10 protein-coding genes are annotated in these 21,376 nt (G+C 58.7%); 3 read left to right on the top strand and 7 right to left on the bottom strand.

Annotated elements, in window-relative coordinates; all coding sequences use genetic code 11:
- Window positions 1-79 precede the first annotated feature (79 nt).
- Complete coding sequence (locus PSR62_RS18765) at window positions 80-853, top strand: DUF726 domain-containing protein (protein WP_274404539.1); 774 nt, start codon at window positions 80-82, stop codon at window positions 851-853.
- A gap of 73 nt (window positions 854-926) precedes the next feature.
- Here PSR62_RS18765 and PSR62_RS18760 read toward each other — a convergent pair whose 3' ends face one another.
- From PSR62_RS18760 to PSR62_RS18740, 5 genes are all read right to left on the bottom strand, one after another.
- Window positions 927-1,190, bottom strand: a complete 264-nt coding sequence (locus PSR62_RS18760; protein WP_274404538.1) for an RNA-binding S4 domain-containing protein — start codon at window positions 1,188-1,190, stop codon at window positions 927-929.
- Window positions 1,187-2,233 (bottom strand): endonuclease/exonuclease/phosphatase family protein, encoded by a 1,047-nt coding sequence (locus PSR62_RS18755; RefSeq protein ID WP_274404537.1) that lies wholly within the window; start codon window positions 2,231-2,233, stop codon window positions 1,187-1,189. Before PSR62_RS18755 ends, PSR62_RS18760 begins: the two co-directional genes overlap by 4 nt.
- 57 nt (window positions 2,234-2,290) lie before the next feature.
- Window positions 2,291-3,496: a hypothetical protein gene (locus tag PSR62_RS18750; protein ID WP_274404536.1), complete on the bottom strand. Its 1,206-nt coding sequence runs from the start codon at window positions 3,494-3,496 to the stop codon at window positions 2,291-2,293.
- Between the two features lie 706 nt (window positions 3,497-4,202).
- Entirely contained in the window at window positions 4,203-7,970 is a 3,768-nt protein-coding gene (locus tag PSR62_RS18745) for a DUF4347 domain-containing protein (protein WP_274404535.1), read from the bottom strand.
- A 1,964-nt stretch (window positions 7,971-9,934) separates the two neighbouring features.
- Window positions 9,935-13,006: a dockerin type I domain-containing protein gene (locus PSR62_RS18740; protein WP_443217295.1), complete on the bottom strand. Its 3,072-nt coding sequence runs from the start codon at window positions 13,004-13,006 to the stop codon at window positions 9,935-9,937.
- A gap of 406 nt (window positions 13,007-13,412) precedes the next feature.
- Between PSR62_RS18740 and PSR62_RS18735 the strand changes: the two genes are divergently transcribed.
- Window positions 13,413-15,176 (top strand): hypothetical protein, encoded by a 1,764-nt coding sequence (locus PSR62_RS18735; protein ID WP_443217445.1) that lies wholly within the window; start codon window positions 13,413-13,415, stop codon window positions 15,174-15,176.
- Between the two features lie 657 nt (window positions 15,177-15,833).
- The gene (locus tag PSR62_RS18730; RefSeq protein ID WP_274404532.1) at window positions 15,834-16,418 is read left to right on the top strand and encodes a hypothetical protein; all 585 of its coding nucleotides are present in this window, start codon (window positions 15,834-15,836) and stop codon (window positions 16,416-16,418) included.
- Window positions 16,419-17,998: 1,580 nt separating this feature from the next.
- Here the strand turns inward: PSR62_RS18730 and PSR62_RS18725 are convergent.
- The gene (locus tag PSR62_RS18725; RefSeq protein ID WP_274404531.1) at window positions 17,999-19,477 is read right to left on the bottom strand and encodes a tetratricopeptide repeat protein; all 1,479 of its coding nucleotides are present in this window, start codon (window positions 19,475-19,477) and stop codon (window positions 17,999-18,001) included.
- A complete protein-coding gene (gene xrtU, locus PSR62_RS18720) occupies window positions 19,474-21,297 on the bottom strand; it encodes an exosortase U (RefSeq protein ID WP_274404530.1) in 1,824 nt (607 codons plus the stop codon). Before xrtU ends, PSR62_RS18725 begins: the two co-directional genes overlap by 4 nt.
- Window positions 21,298-21,376: the final 79 nt, after the last annotated feature.

The raw sequence follows: 21,376 nt of genomic DNA, 5'->3' as shown, positions 1-21,376 counted from the left end.
CTGATCGGGTATTTTAGAGGGGCTGAGTTCGCGGCGAATGCGATTCTGCGATTTCGTTTTCTCGTTTCAAGAGTCCTGCATGCCGGAATCCCGCGTCCCAGAATCACGCGTCACTGTACGTATCGATGCGATCGAAGAGTCCAGTCAGGGGCCGATCCATGTCGTGGTCGCAGGCTACCGTGCGCGTCCCAACGCCGATCTGATTCGTGCGGCCGGTTTGAGAGGATCCACGTATCGCGTGCGTTGGGCAGCGGGATCGTGGGCCGAAGCTGGTGCGTCGGTGGGCGTGATGGCTCGTGGGGCGCGAGTCGCCTTGCCGGCTCTGCATGGCGGTCGGGCTTTGGTGGGCATCGGATCCTTGGCGGGAGGCTTTGGGACGGCAGCGGTGATCGGTGCGGCGAGTTTTCGGCATCGGTACTACTGCGCCCGACGGGACGGCATTCGGTTGGCCGATCAAATTCTGAATCTGCCCGGTGTCGGCAAACGACCGTTGCACTTGATTGGGCATTCGTTGGGCACCGTGGTGCTTCGCTCGGCGCTTGAGAAACTGGCCGAACGAGATTGCCGTGTCGACGATCTGCTGTTGATGGGTGGGATGACGTCGCGGCTGAATTGGGACTTGCAAGCGGACGCGTTTCGCGGGCGCTTGATCAATCTGTATTCCCCACGAGATCGGATTTTGAACGTTGCACCAGTGATCGATCGCGTGGTTGGAACGGGAGCGATCGTGTGTGAAAAGCTAAGCGACCGCTTGATGAATCACGATCTGTGCCGCGAGTTGCCCAACCAGTTCAATTTTTTGGGCCACCACAGCGGGTACTGGAACCGGTTCGGGCAATACGCCATCGGGTGAGTGAAGCAGGGGACATCAAAGCGACGGCATCGGCAGCCCGTTTGGGGCTGGTTGGTCGACTTGCCCACTCAAGTCACATCGGTGGATCGCCGAGTGAGGCGACGTCGACGGGGAAGTCTTCTCCGTTAAAAGTCACGACGTCGCCGTCATGCAGTTGTTTACGACGACGCGTGTCGACTTCGCCGTTGACGATGACTTCGCCGGCCTGGATCAGCACCTTGGCTTCGCCTCCGGTGCCGACCAAACCCTCTCGTTTGAGAAAGTCATCCAGTCGGACCATGGGGATGGGTGTGTTGGCGGGAACCGGTGCGTCGGGCTGAGGGGTTGGATCGCTCATTGAATTTGAAACCTTGCGAGGACGGGATTGTGGTCGCTGATGTCACGCTGGTCATCAGGAATGTTCCAGTAGTTGTCCCAGTGTTCTGCTTGGGGGTCTTGGTCGCCGCCGAAATTCAAATCGGTTCGAACGGTCACATCGCGAAGGGAGAGGTCGACCACGCCGGGCGTGTCGATGACTAAGTCTCGCGAAACGAGAATGCGATCGAATTGGCGACCGGGCAACAGGTGCGTCGTTCGCTCTCCGGGTGGAATATGATTGTGCAGATCAATCAAATCGTCCGAGGGATCGTCGGTGCCGCGTGACATCAGGACACCCAGGTCCGAGTCCGCTGCGATTTGGCCCGCCAATTCCTCGGTGTTGAAGTCCCCTGTTACCAAGACATGAACCGCTTGACCGGGATCTTCTTGCGATGCCTTCACGCCTTTGACCAAGCGTTCCAGCCACAAACTCAACGTCCGTGCTTGGCGTGCTCGCAGTTCGCCTTTTTCGGCCATCGCACGCAGGTGACAGTTTGCGATCACCAGCAGTTCGACCTTCCCGTTGACGGGGATTTCAACGACGGCGAACAGGTGTTTTGAAACGGATGCGTAACCGCGAGACTTCATCGCCGGAGTCACAACGCCTCGGGAAATGGACTGCACACCGGTGGTCTTGGTCGCTAGCAGCGCGACGTCTTGTTCGGTGTAAAAGTCGTCGCCTTTGATCACGTAGTCGTCGTACTTCAAATTGTGATTGCGATCGATCGCTCGAGTCAGGAAGTACATCACGTTTTGGCTTTCGACTTCCTGCAACGCAACGATCGTCGGTTGCACTTTCGCGATCGCAGCGGCCACTCGGTCGCGACGCCAATCCCATTGTTCGCGGCTGGGGGCACTTTTTTCGCGGCCCAGTTCACTCGGGTTGTCAGCGGTTTGATTGTCGAAGAACCATTCCAGGTTCCATGTCATGACGCTGAATTCCGTCGGTTCCGCTGAGTTCACGGGCAAACCCATCGCAGCGAAACAGAGCACGGCCAGGGGGCACAGGGAGATCAAACGCATGCGGGCTTGGCCAGGAGTGAATGAATGGATGACTTGGTGAAGCATCAGGTGCGGGGCTCAGGCTTTTTCGGCCGCGATCGCTGCGACGGCGAGCAAGTCATTTCGCCCAAAGCAGAATTGTTCCAGGGCATCCAGCCCGGAGGTGTCGCCGGCCTGTTTGGCGCGTCGTGCCATCGCCAGCAATTCCGGAAGAACTCGCTGGACAGGCACGTCTTCCGGGAACAACTCGATCGCGGCGCGGAGTGCTTCGGCGGGACGGCCAACGCGGTCGAGCAAGTCGATGTAGGTTTCGATGGCACCTGCACCAGCGACGTTGACGTCCACCGTGCGAGCTTTCTGTTCGAACATTCGCAGCGCCGTGTCGACACTTTGGCCGAGCAGTGCCGAGAAGAACGCGGAGTGAGCGGGGTAGAAATCAACAAACGGTTCATCGCCGGGGTACTGGAAATCGGCGGGCAAGCGACGGCCGTACTGGCAGAGCTGCAACGCTCGATCGATCATTTCACGATCGTCAATCACGGTCGCGAAGCGGACGGTGGATGACAGGTGCGTTGTGTCGAGGTGATAGCCACCGCCACCAAGAATCCATTTGTACTTGGCGATCAGTTCACCGAGGTTCAGCTTCACGGAATCTTCTTCGTTGGCTTCGGGCGTGACTCCGTTGTCAGGGCCGCGGTTGCGAAAGTCATCGCGGACGAGCGACAGCAATTCGTTGTAGAAGGAGGTCAGCAAACACTCCGCGGCGATCTGCCGGTCGGTTCGTGAACGCGTCGCAATGGCTTGGTCGTACAGCGTGATGCTGTTGCAGGTGCCTTGGTGCTGCAGCACCGCGTTGTAACCGCGGCGAAGGTCGACGCTCTCGTGCAACAGCACTTGAGTCATCTCGTCGTAGTTGTCGTCGTTGATTTCGACGTCTTCGAGCAAACGGCGTGCGAGTTCGGTGTCGCCGGTAGGCCGCAAGTACATCCAGCCTTCCGCGATGCGGCCGTCTTGGATCAGCATCGCACCGGCTTGTCGACAGGCATCCAAGAGGTCTTCCTCCAGAGCCCGTTCTCGCTGTTTTTCAGCGTCCGTCGTGCCTTGCAAGAGCGGTTCGTCGGGATCCGCGATCATCGGCAGGCCGTGCGCCAAACGGCTTTTCATCTTGAGGGCTTCGAACAATTCGACCGGTTGGCGTTCACGCCGATAGTGGGCGATGATTTCGTCAATGCGCTTGGCAGGGTCGGTGCTGAGGCGAGCGAGCAGTTGAGGATCGAGAGACACGGAAAATGGGCTTTGAGGCGGGGATTTGCGAGGGTTTCGTGTCCCCGAACGTGACGCAGCGGGCCTCCAATGTCAACGGTGAGGATTATTGAACGGCGTGTTGGACGATTGGTGAAGGACCGAGCGAATCAATTGGTACGTTGCAATCGATCTGCCGCCACAACCTTGTAGGCCAGGTCCCACCTGGCCTGACGAATAGGTGGTAAGCGGTCCAATCAAGGTGGTCGCATTTTGCTCGGGTTTCCCTGGGGCTCGCGTTCGCGAGTGAGGCCACGAAGTGGTCACAGACGGTAGCCGGTGGTCGAGCAAAGCGAAAACCACCGGACAGCGACAAAAGATCGCGGCGTCGGCCCCGAAGGGTGTCGTAGAAAACTCGGCCGTAAAAGTCTTCGACCCCTTCAGGGTCAACCGTGTGATCGGGGGGCTTCCCGGCGGTGTTCGCTTTGCTCGACCGCCGGCTACCCTCTGCATTCCCTCCAGGAAAGAAGTTGCGCAGTCGCAATCCCCACCATCCCAACTGTTTCCAGCCCAACGCTGCGAGCACCAGTGTAGAACAGTTGTCTCAACTGTTCCGTCGGGCTGCCCTCAACCGCCAAGCCTCCTCGCAACCAAGTCCGCTCCCAAACATTCGCGTCACGCTGCTCAACGACATCCACCAACCACGCAAACATTTGGGACAAATGTTCTACTCTGGCAGGATTGTTGTTCAGACGATTTCCCAGCGTCCGACCAGGCCATCGTCGAGGTCGACGTAGTACAGGGCTCCATCGGGGCCTTGGCTGATCGCGACCACGGCACCAGCACCGGTGGTGAAGGTTTGCACGTTGGTGATCGCGCCGCTGGCGTCGACGTCTCCGTGGCGAACGATGCCCTGGCCCAGATCGTTGAAGAACACGTCGCCCGTGTAGGCGTCCCCGTACAGGCTGCCTCGATAGACGTCGCCCATCACAATGGCGTTGATCCCATCGGCTTGGTGATTGAGCGCGTACTGCGATGCGGTGACCGTGATGTCTTGAGCAAAGAAGGCGATTCCTTCGGGAGTGCTCGCGTATCGGGAATTGACGAGGCTGGTTCCGCTGCCGCCTTCGTAGAACGGCCATCCAAAGTTGGCACCGGCTCCGGCGGAGTTGATCTCTTCCCACTGCGTCCAACCAACATCGCCCACGAACAGGCGTCCGGTGACGGGATCCACCGTCATTCGGAATGGGTTGCGAAGTCCCAGTTGATAAACCTTCGAACGGTTCGCCTCCGGATCGCCATTGTAGAACGGGTTGTCGGCCAGGCCTTCGCCGGTGATCGGATCAATTCGCAAGACCTTGCCTGACAAACTGTCGATGTCCTGGACTCGGTCGCCACGGACGTCGACTCGGTTGTAGCTGGCACCGTCGCCGATTGAAACGAACAGCTCACCGTCGAGACCGAACGCGAGTGAGCCGACCGTGTGCGATTCGCTGTCACTGTTGATGAAGTCGTTGATGTACGTCCCGTCGGGATTTTCGCCGGCGGGGGCTTCGGTGAAGTTGAAGGTGCTGTTGGCAAAACCGTTGAAGTTTTCCCAGGTGCTGTTTTTGCCCAGCAATACGACTTCGCTGCCCGCCACAGCGGTTTGATAGTTGTTGGCCGCATCGGCGGTGACTCGGATCAGACGACCGGCGCGATTGCCTTTGCCGTCGGGACCTGCCAGCGTGCCAGCGGCCTGGTCGTTGACCTCTGGCGGGTCATAGGTGAACAACAGGTAGACGTACGGGGTGTTTGCGAAATCGGGATGCACAGCGATGTCCAGCAACCCGCGATCGCGAGTTCCGTTGACGATTCCCGAGATGTCGACGAACGGGTCGCTGGAGACCACTCCAGCTCGCACTGCCTTGACCACGCCGCCTTGTTCGGACACCAACATCGTTCCATCGGGCAACCAGTCGATTGCGGTCGGCAGGTGAAGCTGCGATGCGATCGTCGTGCTGAGGATTTCGTCGCCACCGACAACCGGCGGATCCAGCGGCGGAGCGGTTTGATCGACCGTCCAGTTCAAAATGCGATGCGAGTTGTCCAGTCCCCCCGTGCCGGCGGTGAAGCCCACGAATCCTGTGTCACCGACCTGCGTTTGCAGATCAACGGTGGTCTTCATCAACGCATGCGTGGGTTGGGTGGGGTCGGCAGCAAGGTACACGGCCAGAACGTTGCTGGTGCCGTTGTATTCAATCCAGACATAGCGTTCACTTCCGTTGTTCAGATCAATTTCCGGCACCGCAGTGCGAAGGTTGGAGTACACCGAACCGGTGAGGATCGACACATGGTTGGCGTTGAGATCCAAGCTGTTTCGATATGTGTCAAACTCCACGGCGACGGAATGAGTGATGCCTTGATAACCGAGTTGTTCGCCCGTCCCACCGATCGCGGCTGAACCACGCAGGTCGTTTTGGATCGTGAAGGTCAATCCATCAGCTCCGTCGGAGCCCGCACCGTTGATCGCTTCGAACGCGAACGCCGTTCGGAACGAGCCATCGTCGGCCAAATTGACGGCGGTGGAGTAGAACGCACTGCCCGCCTGATTCTTCTCAGCGGGGGTGAGTTCCAGCGTGTTGCCGGTTTGTTGTGCGGCCCCGTTGAGCGTCAGTCCCGAGACATCTGCGAAATTGGCGTAGTCAGGCAGGCTGACTTCGTTGTCCACGATCGACACGGTCGCCGTTCGCGGAACCAGCAGATTGGCTCCGCCTTGGACGTTGTCGATCGTGATGTTGAAGGTCTCGTTGGTTTCCAACAACGCGTCGTCGAGGATCGGCACCACGATGGTTTGTTCGGTGACCCCGTCGGCAAAGGTAAGCGTTCCGGTTTGTCGCGTGTAGTCGACGCCTTCGGTTGCAGAACCAGCGAAGGTGTCGTAGTCGACCGTCGCGATGCCGTCCGCCCCACCGGTTCGGACCACACGAATTGACGCGGTTCCAGCGTCTTCGTCGATCGTGACATTGCTGGTTTCCAGCGAGATGGTGCCGGGGTTCGTCGTGGTCGTCCCGTATTGAAAGTGACCGTTGGTGTGCAGCCACTCAGATTGCTTGAACCCGGGCGACAAGCCATCTTCTTGCCAGGTGCCGGTGGAGTAAACATCCTCGGCTTCGGTTTGATACGACGTGCCGTCCAGTTCGACTCGGTCGATTCGCACATTGCGGTCGATGGCTCCGTCGTTCTCATACAAATCGTTGGTGAAACGGATTTGAATTTGAGAGATGTCGACGGTGGTTTGTGCGTCAAAGTCCAGCTGGACAAACTCACCCGTGTCGACGTCGCCGCCAATGTTTTGCCAGGTCTGAGCTCGTTCGCCAGCGATCCAGAGTTCAATCGTTTCGGTGTTCTCGGCTCCGGCCGCGAAGATCGAAATGGAACTGGTGGTCGAGGGGGACGAGTATTGGAAGTAGCCGTTGCTGTGGATCCACTCGCTGCGGCGGAACCCTGGGGCAACGCCATCTTCTTCTTGCCACGTTCCCGTTCCAAACGTGTTCGCATTCTCGGATTCGATCGTCACCCCGTTAGCCGTGATGGAGTCGACGACCAAGTTCCGGTCGATGCCTTGTTCGGGTTGATACAAATCGTTGGTGAACGCGACTCGCACTTCATCGATCGCCAGGTCAACCGCACCGTTGTAAGTGAAGGTTTGGAATTGTCGCGTGTCAACATTGCCGCCGACATTGTTCCATGTCTGGACGACTTCGCCGTTGACCTGCAACTGCATCTGTTCATCGCCCGTTGTGCCAGCGGCACGAACGGTGACCGGAAGCACCATCTCGACATGTTGCAGTCGGTCGACGCTGGCCAACAGAGCACTTTCAATGTTTCCGGTTTGGAACTCCAGGTCCCAGTCACCACCCAGAGCCGCGTGTCCGGTTACGTCGTCTGAAGCGGCCACATCGGCGGACGTCAAACGTGCCAGCGTCGTGATCAGGTCTTGTCCCACCGCTTCGGAGGCGGCGTCGCACCCGTACAACAGAATGTCGGCGTTGTCGGTCAGTGCCTGTCGCCATTGATCGAGCTGAGCGGAATGTCGCTGCAGGATCTCGGCGTCGATGCGTTGACCACTCAATTGCAGGACGCCCGCCTCGGCGTGCGAAACGACGTGGATGGTCCGCACGTTCGTGCGACTTGCCAAGACCGACGTCATTTGATCGATCGCGGGCGAGGCCTGGTCCAGCAACACGATCTCCACGCCGCTGCGGATCCACCCAGTGAGTTGTTCCGTTTCTTCCACCGCGGAGTCGATGAACGCGATCTCTGTGAACGAATCAGCAGCTTGCTCGGGATGCGAACCTGCCTCGGTCGAATCGCTGTCCGTGGAGGCTCCGCCGGGATCAGTGGCACTGGAAGCGGCAGCGGCGGCAACTTCCGCGCCCGCATCGCCGGCCAGCATCAGGCGGGGCTCCAGTGGTTCGACGGACCATTGGGTTTGCGCGAAGGTGGGTTTGCGTTTGGATTGAAAGCGAGTCATTGAATTGAGCCCAGGCACATTGGTTGACCAGCAACTCTCGTTTGGGAACCATTGATAAAGCGGCCCTGCAGAGGGGTGCTCTTCCAAGCATAGCTACTGGCCCAAGCGATACAATCCGCGCAGTGTGAAATTTGGTGGCTGTCCGAATTCTGGCGAATCCGGCTACGTGGTCGCGTGTCACTGGATTCGCCAGAGTTCAGACGCGTGCAATAGCCGGTCGTCCGATCACAACCCGAACGCGTCAGCGAGGGACCAGGCAGCCGTCGGAATCGCCGGAACTCAGATCATCGAGTTGGTGGGTGTCCGACTTCTGGCGAATCCGGCTACGTGGTCGCGTGTCACTGGATTCGCCAGCATTCAGACGCGCGCGATAGCTGGTCGTCCGATCACAACCCGAACGCGTCAGCGAGGGACCACGCAGTCGCTGGAATCACCGGAACTCAGATCATCGAGTTGGTGGCTGTCCGAATTCTGGCGAATCCGGCTACGCGGTCGCGTGTCGCTGGATTCGCTAGCATTCAGACGCGCACGATAGCCGATCGTCCAATCACAACCCGAACGCGTCAGCGAGGGACCAGGCAGTCGCTGGAATCGCCGGAACTCAGATCATCGAGTTGGTGGGTGTCCGAATTCTTGGCGAATCCGGCTACGTGGACGCGTGTCGCTGGATTCGCCAGCATTCAGACGCTCGCGATAGCCGGTCGTCCGATCACAACCCGAACGCGTCAGCGAGGGACCACGCAGTCGGTGGAATCGCCGGAACTCAGATCATCGAGTTGGTGAATGTCCGAATTCTGGCGAATCCGGCTACGTGGTCGCGTGTCGCTGGATTCGCCAGCATTCAGACGCTCGCGATAGCCGGTCGTCCGATCACAACCCGAACGCGTCAGCGAGGGACCACGCGGTCGCTGGAATCGCCAGAATTCAGATCATCGAGTTGGTGGGTGTCCGAATTCTGGCGAATCCGGCTACGTGGTCGCGTGTCACTGGATTCGCCAGCATTCAGACGCTCGCGATAGCCGATCGTCCGATCACAACCCGAACGCGTGAGCGAGGGACCATGCAGTCGCTGGAATCGCCGGAACTCAGATCATCGAGTTGGTGAATGTCCGAATTCTGGCGAATCCGGCTACGCGGTCGCGTGTCGCTGGATTCGCCAGCATTCCGACGCTCGCGATAGCCGGTCGTCCGATCACAACCCGAACGCGTCAGCGAGGGACCATGCAGTAGCTGGATTCGCCGGCATTCAGACGCTCGCGATAGCCGGTCGTCCGATCACAACCCGAACGCGTCAGCGAGGGACCACGCAGTCGGTGGAATCGCCGGAATGCAGATCATCGAGTTGGTGGCTGTCCGAATTCTGGCGAATCCGGCTACGTGGTCGCGTGTCGCTGGATTCGCCAGCATTCAGACGCGCGCGATAGCTGGTCGTCCGATCACAACCCGAACGCGTCAGCGAGGGACCAGGCAGCCGTCGGAATCGCCGGAACTCAGATCATCGAGTTGGTGGGTGTCCGAATTCTGGCGAATCCGGTTACTTGGCGGAGACCGACGCGTTTTTCTGAGAGTCCCTCGCTGACGCGTTCGGGTTGTGATCAGTGGCCGGAGTCCGAATTCTGGCGAATCCGGCTACGTGGTGGAGACCGACGCGTTTTTCTGAGAGTCCCTCGCTGACGCGTTCGGGTTGTTATCAGTGGCCGGAGTCCGAATTCTTGGCGAATCCGGCTACGTGGTGGAGACCGACGCGTTTTTCTGAGAGTCCCTCGCTGACGCGTTCGGGTTGTGATCAGTGGCCCCGGTGTCCGAATTCTGGCGAATCCGGCTACGTGGTTGAGACCGACGCGTTTTTCTGGGAGTCCCTCGCTGACGCGTTCGGGTTGTGATCAGTGGGCCCGGAGTCCGAATTCTTAGCGAATCCGGCGACGTTGAGTTGGGCCGTTGGCCAACACGCGATGGTGAGCCGACTACTCGGCGGCTTCGTCGGACAGCAGTCGCAGTGCCGAGTCGTGGCTGTTGTCGTCCAGATCGCTGACACGAGTGAGCACATCGACCAATTGCTCGGTCGAAACCGCGAACGGGTCGTCGGTGCTGCTGTCAATCAGCTTGCTGAGGTCCGACAGCACCGCATCACGAGTCTGTCGTTTCAGAGTCGATTGAGCGAACCCGCGAGGTTCCAGCGGGCCAATCTCGTTTTGGTGGCTGGGCACCAGTGATTCGTTGGGACCAGCGTCGTCGTCCTGAGCGAGTTCGTCATCGACGATGGGTTCGCCTTCGCCGGAGTCGTCCGATTCTTCTTCGCCGTTGTTGACCGTGCCCGTTGGGCTGGTGATTTGATTCAGAAAATTGATCACCAGCAACGCATCGAGCGCGGTGACAAAGCCATCGCCGTTGACGTCGTATCCAAATCCGGGATCGCCAAAACCGACTGGCCCCGGACCGTAGATGTTCAGGTAGTTGATGATTGTCAACGCGTCCAACGCGGTGACTTCTTCATCGCTGTTCACGTCGTGGGGTTCGACGTCGTTGTGGTACGGCGTGTCATTCTCGATCACTTGGATCAAGAAGGTTTCTGTGACCGGGGCAACACCAGCGGATTGCGACGTGGCGGTGATGTCGATTTCGATTTCTTGTTGGTCGATCAGTGAAACGGACACGCCTTCAGCCAACTTCAGAGTCGATCCGTCAAACACAAAACGTGAATCGTTGACGGACAGGGTGTGATTGTTGGCGGCAGGGTTTCCAGCGATGTGAAGATCACCCACGCTCGCCCCGGGCGTTTGCTCTTCGACGGTTGCCGGTGTGAGGTCGAAGCCAGTGGGCGATTCTGGCAGGTCGATGACTTGCAGCGTGATCGCTTTTTCGAACGAGTCATCCAAGTGCGATACCGTGACATTGATCACGATGGTCTCTGACTCTTCGAAATCGACGGCGATGCCCGGTTTCAGTCGCAGACTTCCGTTGACAATCAGGAAGCGGTCGTCATCGACCAGGAAGTCGTAGAACTGGTCATCGTCTTCATCGACCACCGTGATTTCGGTGACCACGTCGCCTGCAAAATTTTCACGCACGGTGGCGTTCCCCGGCAACACGTCCTCGATCGGATCGTCTTCATCCGTGATCTGCAGGGTCGCGGTGTGAACCAGTGGTTCTTCAAAGTCAGGGTCGTGGACCGTGATGATCAATGGGATCGCCCACTCGTCTTCCCAGTTCAGGTTGTCTGGACCGACGAAGATCAGATTGCCATTTGCGTCGACGATGAATCGCTCGTCGTTGATTTCGATGACGTGGTTGCCTTGCCCGTCGCCATCGATGACTTCGATATGGCCGATCTGACCGTTCAGCGGGATGTTTTCAGGCACCGGAGCGATTTGCGGGATGACTTCGATCGGTGCGTCCGGGACGTTTTCGACCGTGATGTTCAGCACATGTTCGGTGAAGTCACGGCCGTCATGCAGCCACACAGTGAATTGGTCGACGCCAGCGAAATCTTCAATGGGAACGTAGGACAGCGATCCGGAAAGTGTCACCGTCGACACGCCCGCGGTGGTGCCTTGGATCGGCAGCAGCAGAAACTCGTCCTCGTCCGCATCCGATGAATCGCCATACACGGCAGGAGCCGCGTTGGTCAGCACCGTGTCTTCGTCCATCACCCAGCTCGGCGGGGTGTCATAGTTGGGCGCGGTGTTGGCGCCGATCAACCGCATGCCAAATTCGATCGGCGATGGGTCTTCGTTGTTGGTGATTTGCACACGATGAGGGGCAGGTGTGCGAAGGCTCATCTCCGCCATCCCCGCGGCACCCACCAGGGCGACACGACGCAATTCTGGATCCAGCGAGATGCCTTGGGCACCGGAGATCGCTGGCAGATTCAGAGCGGAGAGATCGATCGCCAGGTCGACGACCAAATCGCCGGAGTCCGCGTCAATCAATCGCAGTCCAGCCTCGACGGGATCGACCGAGTCCGGCGTCAGGGAGACGATCAACCCGCGAGCCGCATCGATCGCGACGGGCGCGTCGGTTGGCAGGCTGTACAGCGTTGCCAGATCGTTTGTTTCGAGATCGTGGACCGTCAATCCGTCCGATTGCCGAACGACCAACAAACCCGCTTCGTCGCTGAAGCCCACCACCTCGACACCGCCATCGACGATGATCGGATCGTTGGTCAGCAGGGAGTGGTTGGCGTTGCTCCAAACTTGGATTTCAAGACCGTCGCTGGTGCCGCCTTGTCCATCATCAATTTGGGTCGCGCGAGCCAGGATCGATCGGGTGGGCCCAACGGTCGAACGCGGGCTGGAGTCGCCGATCAGTTCCGTGCCTTCGGGAACCAGGGCACCCGTCGCATCAGCGCTCAGGCTGGCCGTGTCCACGGTCCACAGTTGGGCGGAACCATTGTCGGCCGCCTGCAGCAACAAGCCGCGGCCGGCATCGTCGATCGCATGGCCGATGAATTGCGGTGCGAGGTCACTGTCAGGGAAAGGTGTGGCGCCAGAGAGCGAGCCATCCACGAGGAAGGCTTTGTGCCCGACCGTGTTGTCGCCCAGCACAAACAATTCGCCTGCTGGCGAACGCCAGAGGGCCTGAATGCCAATCCCCAGATCCAACGTCGATGCGATGGTGCCGCTGCTCGACAACGTGTGCAGTGACGTGCCCTTGGCGAACACGGCCGGCAAGATGGCTTCGTCGTTGGTGCCCGCCCCGAGCACGAAGGCGGGAGTCACCGCGGTGATTCCCGATTCGCTCAGGAAAGGATTCGCGGTGGTTGTCGTGGGGGTCGTCTGTATTTGAGACTGGGTGCCGTTGAAGACGCGAACCACATGCGTGCCGTCGCCCAGCCCATCCAGCGAGAATTGGCCGGACTCGTCCGTCAAACCGTATCGTTCGCCCTGGTCCAGCGAGCCGTTGTCATTTTGATCGACGAAGACCAAGCGGTTGGCCAGCGTTGATTCTTCGGCTTCCTTTTGCATGGAATCGTTGGCGTCGTGAAAGACGGAACCAACGATCGCCGCCAGCACGCGGCGATCATCCAGTGTCTGCATCGCCAAACGACGGCGGGTTCCGCGCGTTCGATCTCTCTTGGAGCGGCTTCGAAGGCTCGTCAGGGAAACACGCGGCATCGTGACGATTTCTCACAAGGCGGGACGGAAAGAATGGACCGACGTTTCAACATGGACGGTGTGGGTGGGGAGAAAGTTCCCTGATAGAGCCCGGTTCGCATCGAATTCAGACGAATTTCGACGCGACTGTTTGAGGGCTTTTCAAAAATCCGTTCCCCGACCTCCGTCGTCGTCGCTTATTATAGACCACCACCGTTTGGCTCCGAGTAGCCTTTTCCCAGTATTTTTGACGGATTCCGCCGCGATCCCGATGACGCTCGAATCCGAATTTCTCGGTTTGACGCTTGATCGCATGTCTGCCTCGCTCCCCTTCCGCTCGATTCATCCAATGCTGACGAAGTCTGCTGATCTGTCGCCGCGTTTTTCTTTCCCCTTGGCCGGATGGACGCTCTTTCTAACAGCGTTTTGTTTGACCGCTGGCGTGACCATGTTTCCGTCCGTTGCGCTCGCGCAAGGCCAACAGGCGGCGATGGCGGCGGCTGAGCAGGCGGCGATGGAAGCCCAGGCCCGAGGAGATGATGTTTCTTCGGGAGGAATGGAACCAGGCTACGACGGCATGGACAGTTATGAGATGGAAATGGAAATGGGGTCCGGCTACGGCATGGACGATCCCTACGGAGGTTCCGGTTACGGGGGCCAATCCAATTCCGGGCGGGGAGCAAACTTGCAGCCATCGCCGTTGGTGATGCTGGAGTTATTCAACCCTGATTGGTCACCGCTGACCGAACGGGTGCAGCAGATCTTTGCTTCCGCGACGGCTCCCAAAACCCCTGTCGCCCTGGGCCCGGTGCTCCGGAATGAAGCTCACGTGGCTTATCGCTACGGCAACCTGCCGTTGGCACTGCAGTTGTTCCACGGTTTCATCGCCCGAGGCAGTGACGCGGCCGAGCGACAAATGGATCAAATCAAATTCAGCAAGCACTTCCGGAAACCGCTTTGGCATCTCCGGATTGGAACCAGCCTGGCCGTTCACGGCGATTCCTCCACCGCCAACCCTTCGCCGATCACCGGATCAGGATCCTCCGGCGGCATGGGCCGCGGTGGGATGAGCCCTGATGACATGGGGATGGATTCCGGAATGATGGAAATGGCGATGGGCAGCGGCATGGAACCGGGCATGATGGGGCCCGGCATGATGGGCCCGGGCGGCCCGGGAGGACCCAACGGGATGGGAATGAGTGGTGAAATGCCCATGGACGACATGGGAATGTACGACGGTGACATGGGCATGTCTGGCATGGGCGGCCCGGGCATGGGAGGCCCGGGCATGGGCATGCCAGGAAGAGGCGGACGAAACCGTGCCGCCGGAATGGCGGTTCCCAAAGCCGAGATGACGGACAAAGAAGTCGATTCCCGTCTGGAGACGCTCCTGGGCCTGGTCGCTGAAACGGTGAAATCGGGACTGTCCAAGCGAATCACCGAGGGCAAATTTGGGCACGCCTTGACCGATGTGGAACCTGAATCGGCCACCCAAGGGCACACGGTCAACGGGGACTCGGTCGACCAAGCGGCAAAGTCGATGTGGATTCCCAGTGTCTTGTTCGTCGGCGAAGGCAATTCCCGTGAAACGATCAAAACCGCTCATGAACTTGGCCTGGACCTGCTGTTCCATTTCGACATCGGCTTGAAAGAAAACCGAGTTGGTGCGGTCAGCAACATCAGTCGCTTGAAAGTCCTGGATGCTCGGACCGGAAAGACCCTGGTCAGCTCAGGGCCGATGGACAACACCGAAGTCGAACGCATGACTCGTGTTGGTCGAGGCTCGCCATCCGCTTACGTCGACGAGCAACTGAAATCGCTGTGGGCGGTGGTGGACGAGCGATTGACGTTGTCGGACCTGCCCACGCTCAGCCCCGAAGTGGCTCGCAAACGTGTTGCCCAAGTCTTGGGGGACAGTTCCATGACGCCGCTGCGAAAGCTCGCCGAGATTCGTTACTACGGCTACCGCGGCTGGCTGACGCCGGAAGAGGTTGAGCAAGCCTTTGAGATCACCGGTGGCGTGGATGCCATGAAGGTGCTGCATGGCAGTGACACGCAAGCCATCGAGGCCATTCACAAAATGGTCGTCGAGACTGCCGCGAAAGAATCCTGAGCACGCTGCGTGACGCAGCCGGATTCGCCAAAATTCGGATTGCACTCTCGTCCACCCGTAGCCGGATTCGCCAGAATTCGGACTCCCAACAACATCCCAACCCCACGCGTCACAGGCTGTTGATTGAGTGCGTTCCGCAGATTGAGCGATCAGCCGATGGGCGCGAGCCCAATGCCATCCACTTTGTAGCGGAACGGCGCGAGCCGTCCGGTGACGCGCCGGAAAACACCCACGATTTACCGGACGGCTTGCGCCGTTCCGCTAACAAAATCTCCTCGGTTGGTTCGAAAGTAGATGGCATCGGGCGCGAGCCCACGGTTACCGGAGACGAACCGGACGCGATCGCGTTCCGGCTGATTCAATCAACAAGCCTGGTCAGCGAGGGACACATCTGAATTCTGGCGAATCCAGCTACAGCGAATAATTCGCCAGAATTCGGACATCCACTTCAGCGAACAAGGTTGCTCGCAACCCTGACGCTTGCAACGACTTTGTCGGCCAGGCAAACCGGGGGCCCTGCCTCCCGTCGGTCCAAAGCATGAGCGGGAAAACGCCGAATGAGACAAAGTATCAAGGCTCCCGTTTCGCATTTCGCGTTTGGGATCCAACGCACTGCGACTCATTTACATTCGGCCCTGCAAAAGGACTTGCCCGACCATGGCGACCACGTTCCCAACACAACGCACGTTGCTCTTCGCCGCAATCCTCGCCGCGATGGCATTGGGCGGCATTCGCACTCCAACGGCTTCCGCGGACTGGGGTTCGCTGGTCCACCAAATGCACGTCGGTTATCACCGCAACGTGGCTTGGCCCGACCCGTTCAACGAAGTCGACGCGCTGCAGGTCGTGATGCCTTTCGAAGCCATGAAACGCAATGGCTGGCGGATGCACAACACCATCGGGCACGAGTTGTTCCGGGGTGGTGACGGAGCCTTGTTGGCGGCCGGTCAAAATCGCGTTCGCTGGATCGCGACGCAGGCTCCCGAAGGTCGCCGCGAGATCCACGTCCTGCGTGGTGGCACGCAAGCTGAAACCGAATCCCGCCTGAAAGCGGTTCGGGAAGCCGTCACGAGCTACGTGTTGGACGGCCAGTCCCAACCGCAGGTCTTCGTGACCACGATCGAACCCGCCACCTCACCAGGTGTTGTGGCCACCAAGATCAACCGAGAACGGCTGGAGCAAATGGCCGCTCCGAAGTTGCCAACCACCAGTGCAGCCGGAACGACTGGCAACACTCAATGATCTGAGCGATCGCCCGTTCCAAACTGAAAACGAAAAAAGGCGACCGAGAGTCATTCTCTCGGTCGCCTTTTTTTCTAAACCGTAGCTGATTTCGCCAAGAATTCAGACGCGCGCGATAGCCGGTCATCCAATCCCAACCCGAACGCGTGAGCGAGGGACCATGCTGTAGCTGGATTCGCCAGAATTCAGACGTCCCCCTGCTCCGCGTCCGAACCCTCGGCGAATCCGGCTACGTGGTCGCGTGTAGCTGAATTCGCCAAGAATTCAGACGCGCACGGTAGCCGATCGTCGAATCACAACCCGAACGCGTCAGCGAGGGATCCTGCTGTAGCTGGATTCGCCAGAATTCAGATCGTAGCTGGATTCGCCAGAATTCAGACGTCCCCCTGCCCACGCGTCCGAATTCTGGCGAATCCGGCTACGTGGTCGCGTGTAGCTGAATTCGCCAAGAATTCAGACGCGCACGGTAGCCGGTCATCCAATCACAACCCGAACGCGTCAGCGAGGGACCATGCTGTAGCTGGATTCGCCAGAATTCAGATCTTCGAGTTAGTCCGCGTCCGAACCCTTGGCGAATCCGGCTACGTGAGGGAGACCGACGTGTTGTGCTGAGAGTCCCTCGCTGACGCATTCGGGTTGTGATGATTCGCCCTCGCGTCCGAACCCTCGGCGAATCCGGCGACGTGAGGGAGACCGACGCGTTGTTCTAGGAGTCCCTCGCTGACGCGTTCGGGTTGTGATGATTCGCCCGAGCGTCCGAATTCTGGCGAATCCGGCGACGGCAAACCTCGTCTGGCTTCATCGTCAGGCGAAGCAAGCGTCTTCAGTATGTGAGCCGTATGGCGTTAGCCACGGTTCCCACGCGCAACCGGTTTGAATGCCCATTCGGCTCCACTCCCGATCGTAGCTGGATTCGCCCGATTTCAGATCGTAGCTGGATTCGCCAGAATTCAGACGTCCCCCTGCTCCGCGTCCGAACCCTCGGCGAATCCGGTTACGTGAGGGAAACCGACGTGTTGTTCTGGGAGTCCCTCGCTGACGCATTCGGGTTGTGATGATTGGCCCGAGCGTCCGAATTCTTGGAGAATCCGGCGACGGAAACCCTTGTCTGGCTTCGTGAGCAGGCGAAGCAAGCGTCTTCCGTATGTGAGCCGTTTGGCGTTAGCCACGGTTCCCACACGCAACCGGTTTGAATGCCCATTCGGCTCCACTCCCGATCGTAGCTGGCTTCGCCAGATTTCAGAGGTCCGCTGCTCCACGCCCGAACCCTCGGCGAATCCGGGGACGTGAGGGAGACCGACGCGTTGTTCTAGGAGTCCCTCGCTGACGCATTCGGGTTGTGATGATCCGCCCACGCGTCCGAACCCTCGGCGAATCCGGGGACGTGAGGGAGACCGACGCGTCGTTCAGGGAGCCCCTCGCTGACGCGTTCGGGTTGTGATGATTGGTCCGAGCTTCCGAATTCTGGCGAATCCGGCGACGTGAGGGAGACCGACGCGTTGTTCTAGGAGTCTCTCGCTGGCGCATTCGGGTTGTGATGTTTGGCCTGAGCGTCCGAATTCTGGCGAATCCGGCGACGTTCACTCGTCCGTGATCGCGGCTCGGTGTTCTTCCGCCAACTCCTCTTCGCCCAAGGCCTCAAAGCAAACCGCGAGAGACTCGTGAGCCGCGTTGGCCAGGGACTCTTCCGCGAGCGCCCGTTCCAGGTCAGGGATGGCTTCCAAGTGCTTGCCAAGCTTCGTCAGGATCTGCCCGCGAGTCTCGTAGAAGAAGGGATTCGGTTGGGAGACACTTTCAATCGCCTTCTCGCTGATCTGCAGAGCCAGTTCCAAATCACCCTCTTCTTTCTGGGCCATCGCAACGGCCAAGTTATTCAAGATCGCTGAACTGTGAGGCAGATGCTCAGCCGCCAGTTTCAGATGCAGCGTGGCCCGATCCGGATCGCCCTTGAGAAGTGCCGCCGTGCCTCGAATGAAGTTCGCGATCCCAGGCGAGGATCCCTTGACCAGGGCGGAACGCACTTTGGAAAGTTCTTTGTCGTCGGACTCCAGCGTCTTGAGCACTTGGTCGGCGACCAAACTCAACACACGTGGGTTGTTGGGAGCGTACTGCAGTGCCACCTGCAGCATCTTCAGGACTCGCAACCGTTCGGCGACCGTTTCGTTGGGTTCGGCTTCGATCTTGTTGATCCAGACCACAATGGTCTCCCCCATGGCTTGTTGCAGCCCCGCCTGGTGCTCCTTGGTCTTCATCCGTCCGATGGATTCATTGAGCAGCCGAACGGCATCGGCGTGCTTTTCCAGGAACAGCAACGCTTGGACATTCGCCATTGCCAATTGCGGGCTGGCGGGTTCCTCGGCAAAGAGTTGTTGCACCTTTTCGAGCGTGGTTTCCGCGTAGCGGGTCGCGGCATCGTCTTCGCCGGCCTGGCGAGAAATCATGGCCGCTTGCAAACCACGCATGGGTTGCACCGACGCCAGCTGGACCAGGTAGGGGATCGCTTGGTTCTGTCGATTGGTGCGAACCAAGTAGTCCGCGTAGGCTTGTTTGATGCCCAGGTCATCGGGGGTTTCTTCGCTGAGGAACCGAAGCAATTGTCCGAACTCGCGTTGTTCAGCATCCTCCAGATCCGTCCACTTTTTCTGGTCATAGAGTTCTTGCAACAACCACCGTGCCGCCCGCGGATCACGCTGTTGCCCCACCAGCCCTCGCATCAGTGCGTAAGCCTCGTCCGTCTCGTCCTGTTGATGCCGCGCGACGGCCAAGCGAAACAGTGTTTCGGCGGATTGGTCACCCTCTTCGATCTGCCGCCGAATCAACAACTCAGCGGTGGTGTAGTCGTCCGTTTCGAAGGCCGTTGCCAACTGATCCCGAATCAATTGGTTCCGCCAGGAAACGCTTTCTCCGGTGGAAACAAACAACAGGATTGCCAAAGCAACCGTCAGAATCAAAGCCGGAAGCGCGGTGGATGCTCGCTTCCACGGAATCGACAAGAACCAAGCGACCAGCCATTGCCCAAACCATTTGAACCACTGCAGCGGATTGAAGTAACGGATCATGGGGACACCTCCGTGGCGACAGTTTCAGTCACTGTTTCTGCATTCCCGCGGTTGGCAGCCCGGACCGCCATCGCGATCTTCTGACGCAGACCATCAAACATCTCATCAATCCGGTTGATCGTTGATGCGTCAAGCTTCTCAGGTGCGACCACCCAAAGCTGCAGCATCATCATGGGCTCGATCACCTCATCCAATCCTTCAGTAGCAAGAGAGAGTCTTCCACTTAGGCGACCAGGTAGTTCGGGGGGGTGAGTAATTGCTCCTGACGGTTTAATTGCCGAATACCACAAGTGGCCACGTTGATCAGAATCATTGCCAAAAAGTGCGTAGGCGAGGGGTGGGGGCTCGTTGTTCTTTTTCGCAAGCGAAAAGCTATTAGTTTCTTGCACCACTCGATTAAGCAACTTCCAGTTTTGAATTTGGTAGCAGAGACAAAGCTCATGCCATTCGCTGTAAGTTTGGCTGAGTACGAACTGACCACGAATTTGCACGCCGTTGATGTCAGATGCAAACTGCCACGCATCGGCATTGGGTCCCAGAATCGGATTGTCACCATTGCGAGCTTGTTGATGTTGGCTCAGCTCGAAGCCGTTGTTGCCCGACGAAATGAATTCGATTGGTGGCTCAAAAATGAGTCCCTCGACGAACATGCCTTGGGCTCCCTCTTCGACGCCAACGGTACTGACTCTCATCGCGGAAGACGAACTCACCGCAACCAATACAACCCCCAATACCGCCATTGCGATGGCGATGGGTTTGGCTTGCAGTTTTCCCATCCATCGGGCTAGTTGCAGTTGAAGTCCAAGCTCCTTGGGATTTTTGATAGGTTGGTTGCTCCGGTAATACTCACCCACGGCATCCACATTCTGTCCATCATCCACAAACCAATTCCAAAGGTGCAAAACCGGGTTGTCAGGATGTTCGTCGGATGTCGTTCCAGTCACATGCATGGTTGTCATGACCAAGCCATCGAACGACCACAGAAAGAACGCTGAGATCGCCAGGGTCGTGTAGCCGAGAATGTCGTGCGCCCACCCCGATGCCAGATCGAGTGACATCCACTGGTCCGCCACCGCGACCATGGACACTCGCAGGACATTTCCTCCGGCGGCCAAGATCAGAGCGATCACCATATAAAAAGGGGCCAGCCACAACTTGCGGCGATTGATCGCGACAATCAGGGTGCTCAAAAATGCCATCGTGAACACGGATTGGATCCCACTGCAGGCCTCGGCGACAAAGAGTTCTCGATTGGGCAGTTCGATCACATTGTGAGTCACTGCGTGGGGGATCGACAGAACATCCAGCAGCAAGCTCGACATCATCGTCGTGAGACGCTGCAGCTCAATCACGAGTAGTTGATCAAATCCTAATGGCAATCGGATCAACAGAAACAACGGCAAAGCCAGCACGAGCAAACTCTTGTCTTTCGGGCCCCGCATGACCGCCAGGCACGCGGCCGAAAAACAAACGAACGCGATCGACATCATCCAGGGTGAGCGAACGCTCCAACTGCCGAGCATTGCCACGACGCCAATGAAAACCAAGACCAGCGAGGTCAACCGAGCGGGAGCGTAGAAGTAGCGGTCGCTACGAGTCCAAGCGAGCCACGCCACCGCGCCAATCGCAAATGGAAAGTACTGGTAGTGATCCAGACGCCACATTCGTGAGAAATAGACCGCCAGCATGGGAAGGCCAGCGGCCAGCAAGGCCACCCAGAACCAGGTCCAGACGGATTGCAGGACGGGGGTTCGAACCGGGCTCGGCGAAGGAGTCGCCTTCGTCCGCATGGGAGCGATGGTGGGAGAGTCTTCAGTCATGGCAACGTTTTGGTGGTCGGGGGGGTGGGGCCCCATGATAAGGTGCCTCCTGGCAGAACGCTAGAAATTGCAACAGGTC

The organism is Rhodopirellula sp. P2, from assembly GCF_028768465.1.
Taxonomy (GTDB): domain Bacteria; phylum Planctomycetota; class Planctomycetia; order Pirellulales; family Pirellulaceae; genus Rhodopirellula.
This window is presented reverse-complemented; position numbering and strand designations above follow the sequence as displayed.

Bases quoted from the DNA above. Each gene is read 5' to 3' on its own strand.
- PSR62_RS18740 (WP_443217295.1), bottom strand. From the start codon at position 13,006: ATGCAGACACTGGATGATCGCCGCGTGCTGGCGGCGATCGTTGGTTCC.
- PSR62_RS18745 (WP_274404535.1), bottom strand. From the start codon at position 7,970: ATGACTCGCTTTCAATCCAAACGCAAACCCACCTTCGCGCAAACCCAA.
- PSR62_RS18725 (WP_274404531.1), bottom strand. From the start codon at position 19,477: ATGATCCGTTACTTCAATCCGCTGCAGTGGTTCAAATGGTTTGGGCAA.
- xrtU (WP_274404530.1), bottom strand. From the start codon at position 21,297: ATGACTGAAGACTCTCCCACCATCGCTCCCATGCGGACGAAGGCGACT.
- PSR62_RS18760 (WP_274404538.1), bottom strand. From the start codon at position 1,190: ATGAGCGATCCAACCCCTCAGCCCGACGCACCGGTTCCCGCCAACACA.
- PSR62_RS18730 (WP_274404532.1), top strand. From the start codon at position 15,834: ATGGCGACCACGTTCCCAACACAACGCACGTTGCTCTTCGCCGCAATC.
- PSR62_RS18735 (WP_443217445.1), top strand. From the start codon at position 13,413: ATGCTGACGAAGTCTGCTGATCTGTCGCCGCGTTTTTCTTTCCCCTTG.
- PSR62_RS18755 (WP_274404537.1), bottom strand. From the start codon at position 2,233: ATGCGTTTGATCTCCCTGTGCCCCCTGGCCGTGCTCTGTTTCGCTGCG.
- PSR62_RS18765 (WP_274404539.1), top strand. From the start codon at position 80: ATGCCGGAATCCCGCGTCCCAGAATCACGCGTCACTGTACGTATCGAT.